This is a genomic window from Pontixanthobacter sp. CEM42 (assembly GCF_017812015.1).
Taxonomy (GTDB): domain Bacteria; phylum Pseudomonadota; class Alphaproteobacteria; order Sphingomonadales; family Sphingomonadaceae; genus Pontixanthobacter.
Window position 1 is genome coordinate 899117 of record NZ_JADQTN010000001.1, and the last position, 19880, is coordinate 918996.

21 protein-coding genes and 1 tRNA gene are annotated in these 19880 nt (G+C 56.8%); 5 read left to right on the forward strand and 17 right to left on the reverse strand.

Features of this window, described 5'->3' with window-relative positions; all coding sequences use genetic code 11:
* Positions 1-3 precede the first annotated feature (3 nt).
* The 3 genes from dnaG to J9777_RS04375 all read right to left on the reverse strand — a co-directional run bounded on the left by dnaG (position 4) and on the right by J9777_RS04375 (position 3150).
* Positions 4-1899 carry a DNA primase gene (dnaG, locus tag J9777_RS04365; RefSeq protein ID WP_209347540.1) on the reverse strand — a complete coding sequence of 632 codons (1896 nt, stop codon included), beginning with the start codon at positions 1897-1899 and terminating at the stop codon, positions 4-6.
* A gap of 61 nt (positions 1900-1960) precedes the next feature.
* Positions 1961-2701, reverse strand: coding sequence for a hypothetical protein (locus tag J9777_RS04370; RefSeq protein ID WP_209347541.1), 741 nt, complete (start codon positions 2699-2701; stop codon positions 1961-1963).
* On the reverse strand, positions 2698-3150 hold the full coding sequence (locus J9777_RS04375; protein WP_209347542.1) for a GatB/YqeY domain-containing protein: 453 nt from the start codon (positions 3148-3150) through the stop codon (positions 2698-2700). The genes J9777_RS04370 and J9777_RS04375 overlap by 4 nt, the downstream gene beginning before the upstream one ends.
* Positions 3151-3313: 163 nt before the next feature.
* On the opposite strand from J9777_RS04375, the gene carA reads away from it, so the two are divergent.
* From carA to greA, 4 genes are all read left to right on the forward strand, one after another.
* On the forward strand, positions 3314-4495 hold the full coding sequence (gene carA, locus J9777_RS04380; protein WP_209347543.1) for a glutamine-hydrolyzing carbamoyl-phosphate synthase small subunit: 1182 nt from the start codon (positions 3314-3316) through the stop codon (positions 4493-4495).
* The gene (locus tag J9777_RS04385) at positions 4492-4896 is read left to right on the forward strand and encodes a hypothetical protein (RefSeq protein ID WP_209347544.1); all 405 of its coding nucleotides are present in this window, start codon (positions 4492-4494) and stop codon (positions 4894-4896) included. The genes carA and J9777_RS04385 overlap by 4 nt, the downstream gene beginning before the upstream one ends.
* Complete coding sequence (carB, locus tag J9777_RS04390; RefSeq protein ID WP_209347545.1) at positions 4896-8219, forward strand: carbamoyl-phosphate synthase large subunit; 3324 nt, start codon at positions 4896-4898, stop codon at positions 8217-8219. The genes J9777_RS04385 and carB overlap by 1 nt, the downstream gene beginning before the upstream one ends.
* 111 nt (positions 8220-8330) lie before the next feature.
* Positions 8331-8798: a transcription elongation factor GreA gene (gene greA / locus J9777_RS04395; protein WP_209347546.1), complete on the forward strand. Its 468-nt coding sequence runs from the start codon at positions 8331-8333 to the stop codon at positions 8796-8798.
* A gap of 15 nt (positions 8799-8813) precedes the next feature.
* Here greA and J9777_RS04400 read toward each other — a convergent pair whose 3' ends face one another.
* The 6 genes from J9777_RS04400 to J9777_RS04425 form a co-directional block, all read right to left on the reverse strand.
* Positions 8814-9302, reverse strand: a complete 489-nt coding sequence (locus J9777_RS04400) for a GNAT family N-acetyltransferase (RefSeq protein WP_209347547.1) — start codon at positions 9300-9302, stop codon at positions 8814-8816.
* A gap of 6 nt (positions 9303-9308) precedes the next feature.
* Positions 9309-9542, reverse strand: coding sequence for a DUF4170 domain-containing protein (locus J9777_RS04405; RefSeq protein WP_209347548.1), 234 nt, complete (start codon positions 9540-9542; stop codon positions 9309-9311).
* Positions 9543-9644: 102 nt separating this feature from the next.
* Positions 9645-10139: a hypothetical protein gene (locus J9777_RS04410; protein WP_209347549.1), complete on the reverse strand. Its 495-nt coding sequence runs from the start codon at positions 10137-10139 to the stop codon at positions 9645-9647.
* 12 nt (positions 10140-10151) lie between these two features.
* Positions 10152-10484: a hypothetical protein gene (locus J9777_RS04415; RefSeq protein WP_209347550.1), complete on the reverse strand. Its 333-nt coding sequence runs from the start codon at positions 10482-10484 to the stop codon at positions 10152-10154.
* The gene (locus tag J9777_RS04420) at positions 10481-10897 is read right to left on the reverse strand and encodes a phage holin family protein (protein WP_209347551.1); all 417 of its coding nucleotides are present in this window, start codon (positions 10895-10897) and stop codon (positions 10481-10483) included. Before J9777_RS04420 ends, J9777_RS04415 begins: the two co-directional genes overlap by 4 nt.
* Positions 10898-10923: 26 nt before the next feature.
* Positions 10924-11466, reverse strand: a complete 543-nt coding sequence (locus tag J9777_RS04425) for a hypothetical protein (RefSeq protein WP_209347552.1) — start codon at positions 11464-11466, stop codon at positions 10924-10926.
* Positions 11467-11653: 187 nt separating this feature from the next.
* Here J9777_RS04425 and eno point away from each other — a divergent pair, with 187 nt between their 5' ends.
* Complete coding sequence (gene eno, locus J9777_RS04430; RefSeq protein ID WP_209347553.1) at positions 11654-12928, forward strand: phosphopyruvate hydratase; 1275 nt, start codon at positions 11654-11656, stop codon at positions 12926-12928.
* Between the two features lie 2 nt (positions 12929-12930).
* Here the strand turns inward: eno and ribH are convergent, their stop codons facing one another.
* The 8 genes from ribH to J9777_RS04470 form a co-directional block, all read right to left on the reverse strand.
* A complete protein-coding gene (gene ribH / locus J9777_RS04435; protein ID WP_209347554.1) occupies positions 12931-13353 on the reverse strand; it encodes a 6,7-dimethyl-8-ribityllumazine synthase in 423 nt (140 codons plus the stop codon).
* Positions 13354-13419: 66 nt separating this feature from the next.
* Positions 13420-13495, reverse strand: a tRNA-Lys gene (locus tag J9777_RS04440).
* A 97-nt stretch (positions 13496-13592) separates the two neighbouring features.
* Positions 13593-13928, reverse strand: a complete 336-nt coding sequence (locus J9777_RS04445; RefSeq protein ID WP_209347555.1) for a hypothetical protein — start codon at positions 13926-13928, stop codon at positions 13593-13595.
* 200 nt (positions 13929-14128) lie between these two features.
* Positions 14129-15199, reverse strand: a complete 1071-nt coding sequence (rodA, locus tag J9777_RS04450) for a rod shape-determining protein RodA (RefSeq protein WP_209348601.1) — start codon at positions 15197-15199, stop codon at positions 14129-14131.
* A gap of 41 nt (positions 15200-15240) precedes the next feature.
* Complete coding sequence (gene mrdA / locus J9777_RS04455; RefSeq protein ID WP_209347556.1) at positions 15241-17319, reverse strand: penicillin-binding protein 2; 2079 nt, start codon at positions 17317-17319, stop codon at positions 15241-15243.
* On the reverse strand, positions 17319-17873 hold the full coding sequence (mreD, locus tag J9777_RS04460; RefSeq protein ID WP_209347557.1) for a rod shape-determining protein MreD: 555 nt from the start codon (positions 17871-17873) through the stop codon (positions 17319-17321). Before mreD ends, mrdA begins: the two co-directional genes overlap by 1 nt.
* On the reverse strand, positions 17873-18772 hold the full coding sequence (gene mreC / locus J9777_RS04465; RefSeq protein WP_209347558.1) for a rod shape-determining protein MreC: 900 nt from the start codon (positions 18770-18772) through the stop codon (positions 17873-17875). The genes mreD and mreC overlap by 1 nt, the downstream gene beginning before the upstream one ends.
* Before the next feature lie 20 nt (positions 18773-18792).
* Positions 18793-19836, reverse strand: a complete 1044-nt coding sequence (locus tag J9777_RS04470; RefSeq protein WP_209347559.1) for a rod shape-determining protein — start codon at positions 19834-19836, stop codon at positions 18793-18795.
* Positions 19837-19880: the final 44 nt, after the last annotated feature.

Sequence of the window (19880 nt, forward strand, 5' to 3'; positions counted from 1 at the left end):
TTATCAGTCCGTTTCTATGTCGTCATGGCTGTCGGTTTGAGCAGTTTGACGATCTGAATCACTTTGGGCCGCTTTCGCAGCCCTTTCGCTTACCATTTGCCCGAGTCGCTGCTCAAATTCCAGCTTTCGTTTGAGCAATCGTTGCTGCTCGGTGAAAGCACCTTCGGGGTCGGTCTCGAAACGCGCAGTGGCCGCTGCAAGCGCAGCTTCCAAAGCGGGCCTTTCGACCAGCAGTGACACGGCTTCGGCAAGATCGTCGCAGGCAGCTTTCGGATCGGTTCCTTCACGAAGGAAGGAGAAACGGGTTTCATCCGGCGCCTGACTTATGCCGTCTGGGATCAATATGGGGGATGTGTCGCCGGGTTCAAGCACCTCGGCAGCTTCTATCAACGAATCAATTACGGGGCCGACGCGATTGTCGCTGGCGGCGAAGCGTTCGAGCTGGTCCGCATGGCGTAAAATTTGGTCTGGATGACGCGCAAGACCTGCAACGACAGCATTCGCAAGAATGTCTCTGCTACCCCCGCTGGAACTGCGTTTGAGGCGCGCTGCGGCGTCGGGTGAAAGCGTTGGCGTGGCTTGCTTGAAGCCGCCAGGTTTCCACTCACGCTTGACCCAAGGCTTCTGCTCGCGCGGAGGATAGGCAAAAGCTGAAAACCGCTCGAGCAATTCGCGCCTGTAGAGAGAGCGAATATCGGAATCTTGAATAGCGTCTGTGTGGCTTAACAACCGCGCTTTCAAACCGGCCTTGTCTTCGGGCGTAGTGAGTGGCTGCGCATCACGCTCGAATGTCCACAGCGTGTCGAGCAAAGTCGCCGCGCCTTCCAGCACCTCATCCATGGCCTTGCGGCCTTTCTGCTGGAGCAGATCGTCGGGGTCGAGGCCGGTGGGTAAGCGAACAATACGCAGCGAATGGGAGGGGCGGAGCATCGGCAGGGCGCGTTCTACGGCGCGCATGGCCGCACGCTGACCCGCAGCATCGCCATCAAAACACAGCACGGGTGTTTCGACCATCCGCCACAGCATCTCGATTTGTGTCTCGGTCAATGCCGTGCCCATGGGAGCAACCGCATCCTCAATACCCGCAGCGGCGAGGGCGATGACGTCCATATACCCTTCTACAACCACCACGCGATTGGTTTTGCGCGACGCGGGACCCGCACGATGCAGATTGTAAAGGTTGCGGCCTTTGTCGAACAGCGGCGTGTCCGGTGAGTTCAGATATTTTGGCGCTTTCGTATTCGTCTCCAGAATACGTCCACCAAAGGCGATCACGCGCCCACGTGCATCCTGGATTGGCAGCATCAAACGGGATCGGAACCTGTCATAGGGTTCCTTCGCGTCAACAGCGATCCGCAGACCGCCCTCAATCAGCATCGGTTCTTCAAATTCGGACAGCGCCGCCTTCATCGCCTGCCGGTCAGGCGGGGCGTAACCGAAACCGAAGCGTTCGATCGTATGTTGATCGAACCCGCGCCCTTTCAGATAATCGCGAGCGCCGGATCCGTCATTGCCTTGCAGATTCCGCACGAAATAGTCCTGGGCCGACTGCATGACGTCATGCAATCCAGCGCGTTGCTCGGCGCGGGCGGCGGATTGCGGATCGGCGGCGGGAACTTCCATCCCGGCCTCTGCCGCGAGCTCTTTCACTGCGTCCATAAAAGACATGCCGCGCTGGTCAGTCATCCAGCTGATAACATCGCCATGCGCCTGGCAGCCGAAGCAGTGGTAAAACGCCTTCTGGTCGTTGACCGTAAAGCTGGGCGATTTCTCGTCGTGGAACGGGCAACAGGCCTTCCACTCATGGCCCGCCTTCTGCAGCTTGGTCGTGCGCATAATAACGCTGGAGAGCGTCACACGCGAACGGAGTTCATCCAGCCATTGCGGGGAAAGCGCCATGCATAATCATTGGGACTAGCTGGCCGTGAAAACAAGCCTCACAGCCAGCTTATCCTCGCGGTTACGAACAGGCGTTGGTCACGCCTTCTTTTTCAGCCGGATACGGGCCTGAACCCTTGGCCTCGGTGTAATTCGCGTCGATTGCATAGGCTGGCGCTGGTCCGGCAGGGGGTAGGGTCGATTGCCAATAGAACGTAATCGGTTCTGCCTGCTCCCACTGGTTGCCGCCACCACCGGCTTTGACCGACCAAATCAATGCGCCGTCTTTGCACGTTACAATGACGTCCGCCTTGTCGCCGACGGCAGCGAGTGCCTCTGCCTTGGAGTACCCCACAGAGCCGGTAAATCCGTGCGCGGGCCGCAGCATTTTGAACGCTGATGCACGTTCAATGTCGGAGGAATCATTTCCTGTCCCGCTTCCGGTATCAGGATTGTTGTCCTCACCCGGGTATATCACGTGAACGAATGTATAGACCGTTCCCTCCGGCGCTGTCTTCGGATCGCAAATATCCATCCCGTCGGGACAGGCGACATAGGACCGGATATCGGCAAAGCTGCCCTCGGCCGTGTCGAGTGTTCCTTTGACTTCCGGACCTTGAGGCCCGACGATTTTTGCACCCAGCCTCAAATCCATAAAGTCACCTGCATCGAGGGCAGCGGCAATCGCAGCCGCCTCGCCATCGGTTTGTGCGACGGGCTCCATATCGGCCTTATCCATATCCGGCTCGGCCGAACATGCGGCGAGGGAAATAACGGCGGCGGTGGCGAGAAGTGAGCGGAATGCGGTGGTACTTGGGATCATGTAAGGCTCTCTTTCACAAGTGAACTGGCTTTGCTCATATCCAGTTCAGCGCCGTGGCGCGCCTTTAGTTCCCCCATAACTTTACCCATATCCTTAATGGATTCAGCGCCTTGCTCGGCTTTGATCGCCTCGATTGCAGCGCGGGTTTCTTCTTCGCTCATCTGCGTCGGAAGAAATTCCTCGATTACCGCGAGTTCCGAGCGCTCTTTCGCGGCCAGCTCGTCACGCCCACCGTCAACATACATGGTTATCGATTCTTTTCGTTGCTTCGCCATTTTTAGCAAAACATCGGTCACCAGCGCCTCGTCATCCAATTCCTTGCTCGATGTGCGCAGTTCGATATCGCGGTCTTTGATCTTCGCGCCGATCAGGCGGAGCGTGGCGGTCCGCTCTTTGTTGCCTGCTTTCATGGAAGCGATGGTTACGGCTTTGATGGTGTCGCGAAGCATAATGGGGTGTTCCTGTCGGTAATTTTTCAAAATCGTGGGTAAACTGGTGATGCATTCGTAATAACGCAACTTTCCGTCGCTGGACAGGTTGACGCGCGCGCAGGGGGCCTATAGCCGCCGTGTCTTAGCAACATCGCCGGAAAACCTTACTCGGAGCGTCACTATGGCCCACGCCGCCTCAACTCCTGCGCAGCCTGATGGCGCGACCGGAGTCCTCGTTTTGGCGGATGGAACCGTGATCTGGGGCAAAGGCTTCGGCGCCAGCGGCGATGCCGTGGGTGAAGTGTGCTTCAACACCAGCATGACCGGTTATCAGGAAGTGATGACGGACCCGTCATACGCCGCGCAGATCGTCACCTTCACCTTCCCGCATATCGGCAATGTCGGTGCCAATGGCGAGGATGTTGAGGGCAAGGTCGAAAGCGCCGTTGGCTGCGTGGTCCGCGAAGATGTGACGATGGCTGCCAACTTCCGCTCGGAACAGACCTTTACCGAATGGATGGCCGCGAACAATAAGATCGGTATTTCGGGCATCGATACACGCGCATTGACGCGCCGCATCCGCCAGACTGGCGCGCCCAATGCGGTGATCGCGCATTCACCTGACGGAGAATTCGACATTCCGGCATTGCTGCAGCGCGCTCAGGAATGGGCAGGGCTGGAGGGTATGGACCTCGCTCAGCGGGTTACGCGTGACGAGCAACAGAATTGGGAAGGCGGCTATTGGACGCTTGAGGGTGGCTATGGCCGCGCCGCCCGCGATGCCACGCCCCACGTCGTCGCCATAGATTACGGCGCGAAGGACAATATCTTCCGCAATCTGGTGAAGGCTGGCGCGAAAGTCACCGTGGTTCCCGCAAAGACTGCGTTCGACGATATTATGGCGCTGAAGCCTGACGGTGTGTTCCTGTCCAACGGACCGGGCGATCCGGCGGCGACGGGGTCCTATGCGGTGCTGGTCATCAAAGCGCTGCTCGAGAAGGATGTGCCGCTATTCGGCATTTGCCTCGGCCACCAGATGCTCGCACTGGCGGCAGGCGCAAAGACCACCAAGATGCATCAAGGCCACCGCGGCGCAAACCACCCGGTCCAGCGTGTTGGTGAAGGGTGGGGGGACACCACCGGCCTAGTCGAAATCACCAGCATGAACCACGGTTTCGCAGTCGATGGCGACACTTTGCCCGATGCTGTCGAGGAAACGCATGTCAGCCTGTTTGACGGCTCCAATTGCGGTATCGCGGTGAAGGGCAAAAAGGCGTTCGGCGTCCAATACCACCCCGAGGCCAGCCCCGGCCCGCAGGACAGCTTCTACCTGTTCGAGAAGTTTGTTGGAGGCTTGGGGTGAGTGAGCCAGACATAAATCAAATCCGCGACCGCCTATTGCTCGAACTTGTTCGGCGGAATGCAACGAATCAAAAGCCAATGAACCCCTTGATTGTGAGTGAGGAAATTTGGCCAGATGTTGATTGGAAAAATCAAGCTGCAACTGTTCGAAGTGCGGCATTTTTGCTCACTAAGAACGAGCCGAAGTTTGCTAAACGAGTAATTGATAGTGAAGGACCTGGTTTGGTTCTAATTGCTCAGACTGCAGCAGGAAAGTCTGCGGCTGCGCACCTCGAAGCTTCGCCAGAAACTAATACAAGTCCGTCGAGAGATTGGACTAAAATCGGCGCGATAGCCGCATGGATAATGATCCCACTTACCATTCTTGGGTTAGTCATAATGTATTGCTTGGACAAAACCTAATGCCCAAAAGAACAGACATTTCCTCGATCCTCGTTATTGGCGCTGGTCCTATTATTATCGGGCAGGCGTGCGAGTTTGATTATTCCGGCACCCAGGCGATCAAGGCGCTGAAGGAGGAGGGCTATCGCGTCATCCTCGTCAATTCCAACCCGGCCACGATTATGACCGATCCGGAATTTGCTGATGCGACTTATATCGAGCCAATCACGCCTGAAATCGTCGCCAAGATTATCGAGAAAGAGCGCCCCGATGCGGTGCTGCCGACGATGGGCGGGCAGACGGCGTTGAACTGCGCCTTGTCGCTCGAGTCCATGGGTGTGCTGGAGAAATTCGGCGTTCAGATGATCGGCGCCGATGCCGAAGCCATCGACAAGGCGGAAGACCGCCAGAAATTCCGCGATGCGATGGATAAGATCGGCCTCGAAAGCGCGCGCAGCGGTGTCGCGCATTCGGTCGAAGAAGCGCAGGAAATCGTCAAGCGCACCGGCCTGCCGAGCATTATCCGCCCCAGCTTCACCCTTGGCGGAACCGGCGGCGGCATCGCCTATAACAAGGCCGAGTTCGAGCGGATCGTCCGCGAAGGGCTGGAAGCCAGTCCGACCACCGAGGTTCTGATCGAGGAATCGCTGCTCGGTTGGAAAGAATATGAAATGGAAGTCGTCCGTGACAAGGCGGACAATTGCATCATCATCTGTTCGATTGAAAATGTCGATCCGATGGGCGTGCATACGGGCGACAGCATCACCGTGGCTCCCGCGCTGACGCTGACCGACAAAGAATATCAGATCATGCGCAATGCCAGCATCGCGGTTCTGCGCGAGATCGGCGTCGAAACCGGCGGATCGAATGTACAGTTTGCCGTCAATCCGGCAGATGGCCGCTTGATCGTGATCGAAATGAACCCGCGCGTTTCGCGGTCGTCAGCATTGGCGTCCAAAGCTACCGGCTTCCCGATTGCGCGTGTCGCAGCGAAGCTGGCGGTAGGCTATACGCTCGACGAAATTACCAACGAGATCACCGGCGCTACACCGGCGAGCTTTGAGCCTACTATCGATTACGTGGTTACCAAGATCCCGCGTTTTGCGTTCGAGAAGTTCAAAGGCGCCAAAGACGAGCTCGCCACGGCGATGAAATCGGTCGGCGAAGTCATGGCGATTGGCCGCAACTTTCAGGAATCGATGCAAAAGGCATTGCGCGGTCTGGAAACCGACCTCGACGGCTTTAACCGGGTTACAGAACTCGAAGGCGTGAGCCGCGATGTTCTGACCGGTTCGCTCTCCAAACGCTCCCCCGACCGCATTCTGAAAGTCGCTCAGGCTTTCCGCGAAGGCTTGAGTGTTGAGGATATCAACCAGATCACAGGCTACGACACATGGTTCCTGCGCCAGATCGAAGAGATCATCGCGGCGGAAAAGGACGTTTCCGAGAACGGTCTGCCCAATGATGCCGCGGGTCTGCGCAAGCTGAAATCAATGGGCTTCTCCGATAAACGTCTTGCCACTTTGGCGGTGCGTTCGGTCGGCGTGGCAGGCGGCATGGGCGAAACCCAAGCGCGCCGTTCCGGCTTGCTCCACGATGCATTGCAGGCGATGGCCGGCGCGACGTCTGAAGACGAAGTCCGCGATTTGCGGCGCAAGTTGGGCGTTCTGCCAGTATTCAAACGCATCGATAGCTGCGCGGCGGAGTTCGAGGCGATCACGCCCTACATGTACTCGACTTACGAGGCACCGACTCTCGGCGAGCCCGAGTGCGAAGCGGACACGTCCGACCGCCGCAAGATCGTCATTCTCGGCGGCGGTCCGAACCGGATCGGGCAGGGGATCGAGTTCGACTATTGCTGCGTCCACGCCTGTTTCGCACTCGCCGAAGCTGGCTTCGAAACGATCATGGTCAATTGCAACCCGGAAACAGTCTCGACTGACTATGACACCTCTGACCGACTCTATTTCGAACCGCTAACAGTCGAGGATGTGCTCGAAATTCTGCGCGTTGAACAGCAATCCGGCGAGCTTGTCGGAGTAATTGTGCAATTTGGCGGCATGACACCGCTGAAACTGGCGCAGGCGCTGGAGGATGAGGGCATTCCAATCCTCGGCACTAGCCCCGATGCAATCGACCTCGCCGAGGACCGCGAGCGGTTTGCAAAACTGGTGAACGAGCTGAAGCTTAAACAGCCGGAAAACGGCATTGCATACAGCCGCGATGAAGCTGCGGCTGTCGCATCATCCATCGGCTATCCGGTACTGCTGCGTCCATCCTATGTCCTTGGCGGTCGCGCGATGGAAATTGTCGACAGCGAGGCGCAGCTCGATGATTACATCAAAACCGCGGTGAATGTTTCCGGCGATAGTCCAGTGTTGGTCGACCAATATCTGCGCGACGCAATCGAGTGCGATGTCGACGTGATTTGCGATGGTGATCAGGTCGTCGTCGCGGGCGTGATGCAGCATATCGAAGAAGCAGGTGTCCACTCGGGCGATAGCGCTTGCACGATCCCGCCCTATTCACTGCCCGCCGATATCGTCACTGAAATGGAAGTTCAGGCGGAAGCGCTGGCGAAAAGTCTAGGCGTTCTGGGCCTGATGAATGTCCAGTTCGCGGTGAAAGATGGCGAAGTCTATCTGATCGAAGTCAATCCGCGTGCAAGCCGGACAGTGCCTTTCGTTGCCAAAGCCATTGGACAGCCCGTTGCAAAGGTCGCATCACGCGTAATGGCAGGTGAGAAGATCGACACATTCCCCGCATTCAAGCGCGACCTGGACTATATGGCGGTCAAAGAGGCCGTGTTCCCGTTCGGGCGTTTCCCCGGCGCTGATCCGGTTTTGACTCCAGAAATGAAGTCGACTGGCGAAGTCATGGGCATCGACCACGATTTCCCGACCGCATTCCTGAAATCGCAGCTTGGCGCAGGTGTGACTTTGCCCGAAGCCGGCGTTGTATTTGTCTCGGTGAAAACGGGCGATAAACCGATTATCGTGCCAGCGGTCAAAACGCTGGTTGAATGCGGCTTCACGATCATCGCGACCGGCGGAACACAACGCTATCTCAGCGAGCAGGGCTTGCCAGTCGAGCGCGTGAACAAGGTCGCCGAAGGACAGCCGCATATTGTCGACAAAATGATCGATGGCGAGGTCGATCTGGTAATTAATACGACCGAGGGTTGGCAGAGTATGATCGACAGCAAATCGATCCGTGCAACGGCGCTGGAAATGAAGATTCCATACTATACCACAGCCGCCGCATCACTCGCCACGGCAGAGGCAATTCGTCTGGTAAAGCCCGCTACGCTTGAAGTGCGCTCGCTTCAGGACTATTATAGCTGAGAAACAGACGACTTTTCCCGACATTCAATCCGGTATCAGTCGCTCCTGATGGGGCGGCACGGCGCTGAATTGTCTTTCGGTTCAGGTCTTTAGATAAGATTGAGAGTTACGATGGAAAAGGTTCCAATGCTGGCCGAGGGCTACGAAAAGCTCACGACAGAACTCAAAGAGCTGCGTGCAGAGCGCCCGAAAATTGTCGATGCGATCGAAGAAGCGCGCGCGCATGGTGACCTTTCCGAGAACGCGGAGTATCACGCGGCGAAGGAACGTCAGGGCCAGGTTGAGGCTATGATTGGTGATATCGAGAGCAAGGTAACCCGCGCGCAGATCATCGATCCAAAGACGCTGTCGGGCGACCGCGTTGTCTTTGGTGCGACTGTCACGCTGCTCGATGATGATGACAAACCGGTGAAATACCAGATTGTTGGTGAGACCGAGGCTGAGGCGGCTAAGGGCCGTATCTCTTACAGCTCACCGCTAGGCCGTGCATTGATTGGTAAAGATCTGGGTGATGAAGTCGAAGTGACGGTTCCGTCAGGCGACAAGTTCTACCTGATCGAGAAAATCCAATATATTTGATGGTGTTGAGGGCGCTTAGCTTAGCGTCTTTTCCATCGCGAAATTGTGGATCGGCACAGACTGACCGTCATGGTCGATCGTGAAGTCGCGTCGCTCTGTAACGACATATCCGGCGCGCTCAAATGCCGGACGAGCGAGTTCGCTAGCTTCGGTATAGAGCTTGGCTAAACCCAAACCCCGCGCATGGTATTCAGCGCGTGCCAGGACTTTGTCAGCTAGTCCCTGACGTGTGTGATCGGGGTGGCAATAGAGCATGTCCAGATGCCCGTCCGGTTCCAGCAGCGAATAGGCGACAGCTTTGTCATCTGCATCGACAGTCACAAACACTATATGACCAGAATGCACGCGTTCGCGCAGGCGATCTGCCGAGCTGTGACGAGCAGCCCATGCATCGACTTGCGCTTGTGAATAACCGGCTAGCCCGACCGTCCTGATCGCCGCCAAGGTTAGGTCGTGGATCGTTTCCGCGTCGCTGTCGGCATATTCGCGGACACGATAATTCATCGGAAATTAGATCGCGTCGGGCGTCAGCAGCTTGTGCAGCGGGACGATGACATATTTCATTTCGGCATCGTCGACTGTGCGCTGGGCATTGCCGCGCCATGCTTCAACGGCATTGTCGTAATCGCTGAATACGCCAACAACGTGGACACTTTCAGGGTCCTGAAACTCCATGCTGCGCGGGTCGGTCACTTTGCCGCCCATGACTAGGTGCAGCGTTTGTTTGAATTCTGTCTCTTCCATGATCGGAACCTTTATCAATCGGGGGACTATGGCGCGCGCAATAAAGAAAATGGCGCGGCAGGCAAGCCCGCTGCGCCATTACCTTGGTCAAGAAGCGGTGCTTTAAGCGCGGGCGCGAGAGCGCAGATCGCGGATTGAACGTCCGGCTTTCTTGCCGGCATTCCGCGTCAGTGTTTTCGCCGCCGCCGCCGCGTTGCCGCTAATGAAGGATGCTTTGCGCTTTGCAGCGCCGGCATTGTCATTGATGGCGTCGCCAATGTCTTCGATGGTGTCCTTGCTCGTTTGCGCCGCATCGGTCGCGGCATCGAATAGGCCGGTCGCATAAGCTGCGCCGAGTTCAGCGGCATAGCTTGCAAATTCGTTGACTTTGGAGCCAGCGGCTTTGCCTGCCCTGCGGCCGGGTTTTGTCATGGCGCCAATGGCAAGGCCGAGAACAGCCACGCCCGCAACGGTTGCCAGCGGGTGCAATTTTACGAAATCAGTGGCGGTTTCTGACGCATCACGCGCCAGTTGGCCGAGGGTACGCTCTTCATTGCGCTGCTCGGCGGCTTCGATTTTGGCCTTTAATTCTGCTCGTTTGCCATCACTGCTGGACATGGGGGTCTCCTGCTAGATTTCGTCTATATCTTTCGCTTCCGCGGTTAGTTGCTCGTCGCCGTCTAGGTCTTCGTCGCGGAACAGTTCCATAATCGGATTGCGAGCGAACCAGAGGATCACCGCTGCGACCAACGCGGCGAGGGCGCCCTTGTTGCTGTCCGCGACTTCAACGGCCTCTTCAAAGACATCGGTCGCGCCTTCCGACATCCGGGTTGCAAGCCGTGCGCCTACGCCCTTCACGCCGACATCATTTTTCAAATGACTGACATCTGCTTTGACCAATGCCAGCGCGGCGTCGCGCAAATTGCGGTCCTCGCGCATTTGCTGTTCGAGGCGGCGGCTCATGCGTCATCTTCCTTGAACGCCTGTGCCGCTTTCGAGAACCGTGATTTAGCCATCAAACCGAAGATTACCGTTCCACCCAGCAAAGTGCCAACAACTGCCAGCATTGCCCAAACGGGGCCAATCACGGGTGCCAAGGCAAATATCCCGCCGACCACCAAGCCGATCAGCGCAAGATGAAGAAATCCAAGCGCAGCCAAAACAAGGCCAATCCCGGATTTCCCATTGCCGGCCGCGAACGAAAGCCGCGTTTTCTGGTATGCCAGCTCTGCTTCGACATAGGTCTTGCCATCGTCGATCAGCGCATTGACGTCGTCAGCCAGCGACCGCTCGGGCGGGGGATCGAACTGCTCGATCTCTTCATCAGAGGGATCCTGCCGGCGTTCTGGGTCACCGGGCAGGTCGTCATCGAGCATTGGTTTCAGTCCCCCGCGAGGTATGTTTAGCGGCGACCGCCAAACAGGCGAGCGACCAGAAAGCCGACAACGGCTGCAATGCCGATAGCGGTTCCGGGGCTCTTACGCACGGCTTCGCGCGCATCTTCACCCAATTCTTCAACGCTTTTGTTGTCGAGCTTGGCTGCAGTTTCTTGCAAGCTGCGCGATGTTTTGCGCGCATAGTCGCCATATTTCTCACCGAGCTTCTCGTCGACGACTTCGGCGCTGTCGGAGATCATTTTACCGAGCGAGGCGATACCGTCGCTGGTTTTAGCTTTCGCCTCGACCGCTAGTTCACCAGCGCGCTCTTTGGCTTCACCAGTCCAGTCTTCGGACTTGTCCTTGGCTTGATCACGATAGGCGACTGCGCGAGAAGATGCTTCGTCCTTCAACGCCGCGGCACCTGCCTTTGCCTCTTCAAGCGCTGCGTTAAAGCGTGTTTTCGCTTCTACGGTCGCATCGGCCTTAGGCGTAGCTTTCTTCTTTGCGGCGGGTTTCTTCGTCGCAGGTTTCTTTTTGGCGGTGGTTCCGGTTTTTGTGGTGGCCATGTCGTATTCCCTTAGCTTAGTAATTTGCCGGTTAGCAGCCGTGCATACGGTTTCTAACCCTTCTATGTTGCAACGCAACTTGCGCGGTTTTGTTCCGGCGCATAAGGCCCGCGCAAACACGTCACTCAAAGCCGATATGGTGGTGTGTTAGCGAATTACAACACCTCTCGCCACGGAGCCTGCAAAAATGACCGCAATTCTCGACATTCACGGCCGCGAAGTCCTCGACAGCCGGGGTAACCCCACGGTCGAAGTCGATATTCTTCTGGAAGACGGAAGTTTCGGACGGGCAATGGTGCCTTCGGGGGCCTCGACAGGCAAATATGAAGCGGTTGAACTGCGCGACGGCGACAAAGGTCGCTATCTTGGCAAAGGCGTAACCAAAGCCGTCGAAGCCGTGAATGGCGAGATCTCGGATACGCTGCTTGGATTGGACGCTGAAGATCAGCGCGACCTCGACATGGCGATGATCGATCTGGACGGTACCGAGAATAAGAGCCGCCTTGGTGCGAACTCTATCCTCGGTGTCAGCATGGCGGTGGCGAAGGCGGCTGCCGCGGCGCGCGGCATGCCGCTATGGGCCTATGTTGGCGGTGTGTCGGCGCATGTGTTGCCCGTTCCAATGATGAATATCATCAACGGCGGCGAGCATGCTGATAACCCCATCGATATTCAGGAATTTATGGTGATGCCGGTCGGCGCTGATAGTCTTGCAGAGGCTGTGCGCTGGGGTTCGGAAATATTCCATACGCTGAAGAAGGGGCTGTCTGAGAAGGGCCTTGCGACGGCAGTTGGTGACGAAGGCGGTTTTGCGCCTGATCTTGCCAGCACCCGCGACGCACTCGACTTCATCATGGCTTCGATCGAGAAGGCTGGCTTCAAGCCGGGTGTTGACGTTGCGCTAGCGCTCGATTGTGCGTCGAGCGAGTTCTTCAAAGACGGGAAGTACGAGATTTCAGGCGAGGGCAAGTCGCTATCGCCCGTAGAGATGTCGGATTATCTCATTGCGCTCTGCAATGACTATCCGATCCGCTCAATCGAAGACGGTATGGACGAGGATGATTTTGTAGGTTGGAAAGCCCTGACTGATTCCATCGGTGACAAAGTCCAACTGGTCGGTGACGATCTGTTCGTGACCAACCCGGCGCGCCTAACGATGGGTATCGAAAAAGGTCTCGCTAACTCGCTGTTGGTGAAGGTCAACCAAATCGGCACACTTACGGAGACTCTCGAAGCGGTCGATATCGCGCACCGCGCTGGATACACCTCAGTCATGTCGCATCGCTCGGGTGAGACCGAAGACGCGACAATCGCCGATCTCGCGGTCGCAACCAATTGCGGTCAGATCAAAACAGGCTCGCTTGCACGCTCGGACCGTCTGGCAAAATATAACCAGCTTATCCGGATCGAGGAAGAGCTTGGCGCCAGCGCGAAATATGCTGGAGCTAGCTGCTTCGGTTGAGTTTAGCTCGCGAACTTTGCCTGTAAGTCCAGCATCGCCAAAGCAGCCTTCGCTGCCTCGCCGCCTTTGTTGAGCTGCACTGGATCGGCGCGAACAATGGCTTGCTGCTCGTTCTCAGTGGTCAGGATGCCATTGCCGATGGCCATGCCATCCATGGTCAGCGCCATGATGCCGCGCGCGCTCTCGCCCGCGACAATTTCGAAGTGGTAGGTTTCACCGCGGATTACCACACCAATGGCTACGTAGCCCGCATATTGCTGGCTCTCGATTGCGAGGGAGATAGCCCCTGGTATTTCCAAAGCACCCGGTACGGTCAGGACATCGACTTCATGTCCTGCTTCCTCCAGCGCGGCACGCGCTCCGGCAATCAGCATATCGTTGAGATGGTCATAAAACCGGGCTTCGACAATCAGGAACCGCGCCATTGAATATAACTCCGCAAATGTTGTTGCGAAGCGCGTTAGACGCGGTTGCTGGTCAAGGGAAGGGAATGGTGGACCCTGTTGGGATCGAACCAACGACATTCTGATTAAGAGTCAGACGCTCTACCAACTGAGCTAAGGGTCCATCTGCCTATAGAGAGGCAATTCCGAATCGTCATGGCGAAGCGGAGCGCTGCATATAGCGACTGTTTTCCGCTTGAGAAGGGCTAGCGGAATTTGCCTCAGGCAGCCTTGTCGAATTGTTGCACTTTGTTGGCAAAATCATCGCGAAGAGAAACAAATGCTCCAAGCGGGTCATGCTGGTTGTCGGACACGGTGATAATGCCGGCTACATGAAGGTGGCGCATCGCGCGCAGTGCTCTGGTTTGTGGCAGTTCGACCAACGTGTGCAACTTCCGTACCTCGCACTCGGGCATTTCGGCGCGAACGCGGTGGAGGTTCAGGATGATGGCACATGCCGCATCGAGAGTGACGACATCGTCAATCTCGCCATGCTTGGCAATCCATGCGATGGCGTCTTCGCGCGTGTCGCAAGCATTCACAGTAGCAGTATTCAAAACGCAATTCCCATGGCTTCACCGCCCATCGAGCGGTTCCGTTGTCCTCCCATGTTCGAATGACTAGCCACGGTTTTTAACGAACCGCACCGTCGTTTCCTGTTTGTGAGACAGGGTTGATCGCGTCTCCTTCGCGAAGAGCGGCCAACTATGGAATAAGGTTAATTTTCTCAAGTCCCCCAATTGGGGGACGCGAGCGTTCAGCCAATCCCAACGCGGGTGCGCTCACGGTTCCAGCGATTGACCATCATCAGCGAGCCGATGCAGAGCATGTTGGTCATCATCGATGATCCACCATGGCTCATAAAGGGCAGAGGAATACCAACAACAGGCGCGAAGCCCATCACCATCATAAGGTTGATCGCAATGTAGAAGAATATCGTGGCGACCATTCCGGCAGCGAGTAACTTGGCAAAGCGATCTTTGGCTTTCTTGGCGACGTTCAGGCCCCAACGCAGGATCAGTCCAAACACGATCAAGACGAACAGACCGCCCAGAAAGCCCCATTCTTCGGCCATAGTCGCGAAGACGAAATCGGTATGCGGCTCGGGCAGGTAATTGAGATGGCTTTGGGAGCCTTCATTGAAGCCTTTGCCTGAGAAACCGCCTGACCCGATCGCGATCTTGGACTGGGTGATGTGATACCCGGAGCCGAGCGGATCGCTCTCGGGATCGAGGAATGTTGTGACGCGGCGCTGCTGGTATTCCTTGAGGCCGAAGAAGTAGACAAGCGGCGCGGCCGCAGCGGCTGCTACGCCCGCAGCGACAAACCAGCGCATCGGCAAGCCAGCAAGGAACATGACCACAATACCGCCGAACGCAATCGCTAGCGATGTGCCCAGATCAGGCTGCAACAGCACCAAACCCATCGGCATGGCGATCAACACGCCTGCGGGCACAAGAGCGCGCCAACTTTCTATCATTCCGTCGGGCAGGGTGCCGTAAAACTTGGCCAAAGCCAGCACGATAGCCGGCTTCATAATTTCTGATGGCTGGATACGCATAAAGCCGAGTTCCAGCCACCGCTGGCTGCCGCCACCCATCGCCCCTACTGCTTCGACGCCGACGAGCAAAATCAGAATCAAGCCGTATATCGGATAGGCAAGGAAGCGCGCCATATCACGAGTGAAGAGCACCATGATCGAAGCCATAATCAGGAACACACTGAAGCGGATCAGATGAGAAGCGGCAAACGGTTGGAAATTCCCGCCAGCGGCGGAAAAGAGTACTGCTGCTCCAAACGCAACCAGCAGAAATAGCGGGATCAGCATTGGCCACGGTTGGCGGGCTATCGGTGCAGGGATGATCGAGTTCACGGTGTCGCGTCCGATCCGCTATCGGGTGCTTCAGCGTCTGGCGGAGGGCCGCCTGACTGCGCCGGATTGGGACGAGGGGCAATGGCATCGCTGGCGATTGCTTCGGACTGCGCTGCCGCTATGCGCGCTTCCGCTTCTACTTGCTCAAAAATGTCCTCATCACGGCGTGGTCGCGCGACAACTTGCTCGCCTCTGGTGGAGGCATAGGCGGCGTATTTCGCGTCCAAACGCTCCTGCGCTGTTCCGCCCCACTGGCGCTCCATCGCACGCAACGCGTCCATTCCTTTTGCGGGGTCGAACAGGAACGTCATTACGTCCCGCGCAATTGGATAGGCTGCGGCAGACCCGCCGCCATGCTCGATGACTACAGCACCAGCATAGCGGGGCTGCTCAACCGGTGCGAAGAACACGAACAATCCGTGGTCGCGATATTTCCATGGTCCTGAGCGGCCGTCCGATACGCTCAGCGATACGACTTGAGCAGTTCCGGTTTTTCCTGCCATCTGGATATCGGGGAAAGGCAGACGACCTCGACCCGCAGTACCCGGTCCGTTGACGACATCACTCATAGCTTGGCGGATATAGGCAATCTCGTCGCTGTTGAAATTGTAACTGTTGGGGTCCGGCATCGCACCGTCGAGCACCAAACGCGGGTTGAGCACTTTGCCGGTGGCCAAGCGCGCACTCATAACCGCCAGTTGCAATGGGCTTGTCAGGTAATAACCTTGGCCAATTGATGCGTTGACGGTGTCGAATGACGCCCATTCGCGGCCATATTTTTCAAGCTTCCACGCCGGATCAGGAACAGTACCGAAGAACTGGCTGGTCACGGGCAGCGGATATTGTTTGCCGAGCCCGAGGTCACGGGCCATTCCTGCGACTTTGTCGAAACCAATTTGCTGTGCGAAATGATAGAAGTAGCTGTCGCAACTCTGATAAATCGCCTTGGCCATATCGACGCGGCCATGATTGCTCCAGCAATTGAAAAAGCGGTTGCCGATCCGGCGCCCACCACCGCAGATAATTGTTTCCTGAGGGTCGATGCCTTCCTTCAGGAATGACATGCAATGCATTGGCTTTACAGTCGAACCTGGCGGGTAAAGCCCCTTCAAAACCTTATTGCGCAGCGGAACGCGATCATCCTCACGCAGCATTGCATATTCAATGCTGCCGATCCCGTCTGAAAAGGAATTGGGATCGAAGCTGGGCATAGAGGCCATGCACAGCAAATCACCGGTCTCGCAGTCCATGACGACCACCGATCCGGACTCAAGGCCAATGCGCCGCGCGGCATAATCCTGCAGCGGACCGTCGATAGTGAGCTGGACCGGATCGCCTTGGATATCCTGCCTGGTATCAAGGTCGCGAATGATCCGGCCCGACGCGGTCACTTCAACCCGGCGAGCACCGGGGGTACCGCGCAGTTCTTGTTCGAATTGCTTCTCAAGCCCGTCTTTGCCGATCTTGTACCCTGGAGTGACGAGCAGCGGATTGCGGTCGATCTCGTACTCTTCCGCGGACGCAGGTCCAACATAGCCAATGAGATGACCGACAGAGGCTCCTGTTGGGTAATAGCGGGAGAAACCGCGCTGCGGGACCACACCGGGCAAGTCGGGCAGCCGCACGCTGATCGCAGCGAACTGGTCGAATGTCAGGCCGGTATCGACTTCAACAGGTTGGAACCCGCGCACATCTTCGACGGTCGCTTTCAAATCCTGTACACGCGCTACATTGAGGCCGAGTAGATCGCCGAGCGTATCGATAGTTTTTTCCGGATCGGGCATGCGCTCGGGAATAATATCCACCCGAAAATCGGCGCGATTCGAAGCCAGCGGTGCGCCGTTGCGATCCAGAATCCAGCCTCGACGCGGCGGGATCAAAGTCAAATTGACACGATTGCTCTCGGACTCGGTCGCGTATTTCTCGTTCTCGGCAATCGCTATGTAGCCCATGCGCCCGGCGAGGAGCAGACCAACACCGCCGCCCATGGCGCCAATAACGAAGCTGCGGCGGCTATATCTGTTTTTGAGAGTGGTGGAGTTGATCGGCGCCCGGTTACGCTTCTTGCGGGCCATCAGCGAATGGTCCTAACGCGCATTAATCGCAATCTATCCAGTCGTGCCACCATCCGCGCGACCATGGGGTAGATCAGCACTGACAGCAAGATTTGCGGTATCAAAGCAAATGCTCCCGCCCAGCTGAGATCAGCGCCAGAGAGTATCGCTGCCGCGGCGACATAGCTGGAAATTGCGACGGCAACCGCCATCCAATCCTGCATAAAGCTACGCCATGGGAAACGCACATCCACCGCTTCGATCACCAACATTGCTACTGACCACAGCAAAATAGCCGAACCGAATGGCTGACCGCTGAACAGATCGTCAAACAGGCCGAGCGGGAATCCGATCCAAACTGGAAACAATCCAGGACGGACCAATCGCCAACCGATCAGGAGTAAAAAACCGAGCGGTGGCATGAGCGGGAGTGCCGTAGCAATCGGTATATTGGCGACGATTGAGCCAAGAAGAATTGTAAATGTAGGGATCGAGTAGACTAAAACCGGCGAGTGGGCACGGTTTATCCGGCTCCCATATTCATCATGCCGTGCATGAGGATTGAGTTGATCCATTACTCGGATCCGGTTTCGGTGAGCGCCGTATCATCCGGCGTTTGCGAGGCATCTAAAGCCTCGGGCTGCCAGATCGGCTCGACAGAAACAAAATCGGTTGCGGCGGGGTCACTGATGATCCGCGCAACAGCGCCGTCATCAACAACTTCGGAAATAATCGCGACGGCGATTCCGGGTCGGTAATAGCCGCCGGTTCCACTGGTCACCATGATATCGCCAGCTTCCAGCGGGTTGATGCCCAGATTGATCAGGCGGATTTGCAACAAGCCGTCGCCGCGACCCTCAGCAAAGGCGACAACATCCTCATCTGCCAAGCGAACAGGCAAGACGCTTTGGCTGTCGGTCAGCAGCAATACGCGCGACGTGCTTGATGCGACTTCAAGGATTCGGCCCACGACCCCGCGCTCGCTACGCACGGGCATGCCCACTTCGATACCATCGCTTGCTCCCGCGCCGATATAGCCGAAGCGGCGAGTGCTAGTGGCTGTGGAGCCAATGAATTTGGTCACGGCGAGCGGTTCGACATCCTGCTCTGCCAAACCTAGCAATGCTTTGAGCCGAATGTTTTCCTGTTCGATAGCTTTCGCTTCTTCCAAGCGGATACGTGCAAGTTCTACCTCGCGTTTCAATTCCGCATTCTGGCTACCCGCTTGCAAATAGCCTGCGACTGAATCGATCAATCCTTGGCCGCCTGTACGTGCTTCTGCAGAAACGGTACCAACCGGCTCAACCACATCTTGCGCGACACCGCGCGGCCCATCAAAGCTTGCCGGTCTCCACAACGACAATCCGAGCAACACAGCACCAATCAGCGCGCCAATCCCGGCGAGCACATAGCCTGTAAAAACCCCGTATTGTGCCCGACGCGAATTGCTGGAGCGCCGGTTGGAAGACGCCATGGCGGTTCTCCCCTAGGTGCTTATGCAGTCATCAACACGCCGCGATAAATTGGATCTTCCATTGCGCGGCCGGTGCCGACAGCAACGCAAGATAGCGGATCTTCAGCAATGCTGACCGGCAGACCGGTTTCTTCGCGAAGATGCTCGTCGAGGCCGCGGATCAATGCTCCGCCGCCGGTTAGAACGATACCCTGATCGACAATGTCTGCTGCCAGCTCTGGCGCCGTGTTTTCCAAGGCGATGCGAACGCCTTCTACGATAGCGCCGATAGGCTCGGCCAAAGCTTCAGCCAGATGTGCTTGGTTGATCGTGATTTCTTTGGGTACACCGTTGACCAGATCGCGGCCTTTCAGCGTGATTGTTTCGCCCACGCCGTCATCGGGAACAATCGCTACGCCGTAATCCTTCTTGATCCGCTCAGCCGTGGACTCACCGATCAACAGATTGTGATGACGGCGGACATATGAAACGATCGCCTCGTCCATCTTGTCGCCGCCGGTGCGGACAGATGTGGTGTAAGCGAGGCCGCGCAACGAAAGAACTGCAACCTCAGTTGTGCCTCCGCCAATATCGACAACCATCGAACCCACAGGCTCGGTCACCGGCATATCGGCGCCAATCGCAGCAGCCATCGGCTCAAGGATCAGATACACTTCGCTCGCGCCTGCATTGCTGGCCGCATCGCGGATCGCGCGGCGTTCAACCGATGTCGAACCTGACGGAACACAAATGGTGATCTCGGGATAGCGGAACATCGTATTGCGTCCGTGGACCTTCTTGATGAAGTACTCGATCATCTTCTCGGCGATTTCGATATCGGCGATGACACCATCGCGAAGCGGGCGGATCGCTTCGATGCTGTCGGGCGTCTTGCCCATCATCATCTTTGCTTCGTCGCCCACGGCCTTGACCTTCTTAAAGCCGCCGATGGTTTCCATGGCCACAACCGAAGGCTCGTTCAGGATAATGCCTTGATCCTGAACATAGACCAGCGTGTTGGCAGTGCCGAGGTCGATGGCCATGTTTTGCGAGCCGAATTTGAAGAGGTTCGAGAAGAAGCTCATTGGGTGTCAATTCCGTATAGTTTTGGGGCCTTTACCGCATGAAG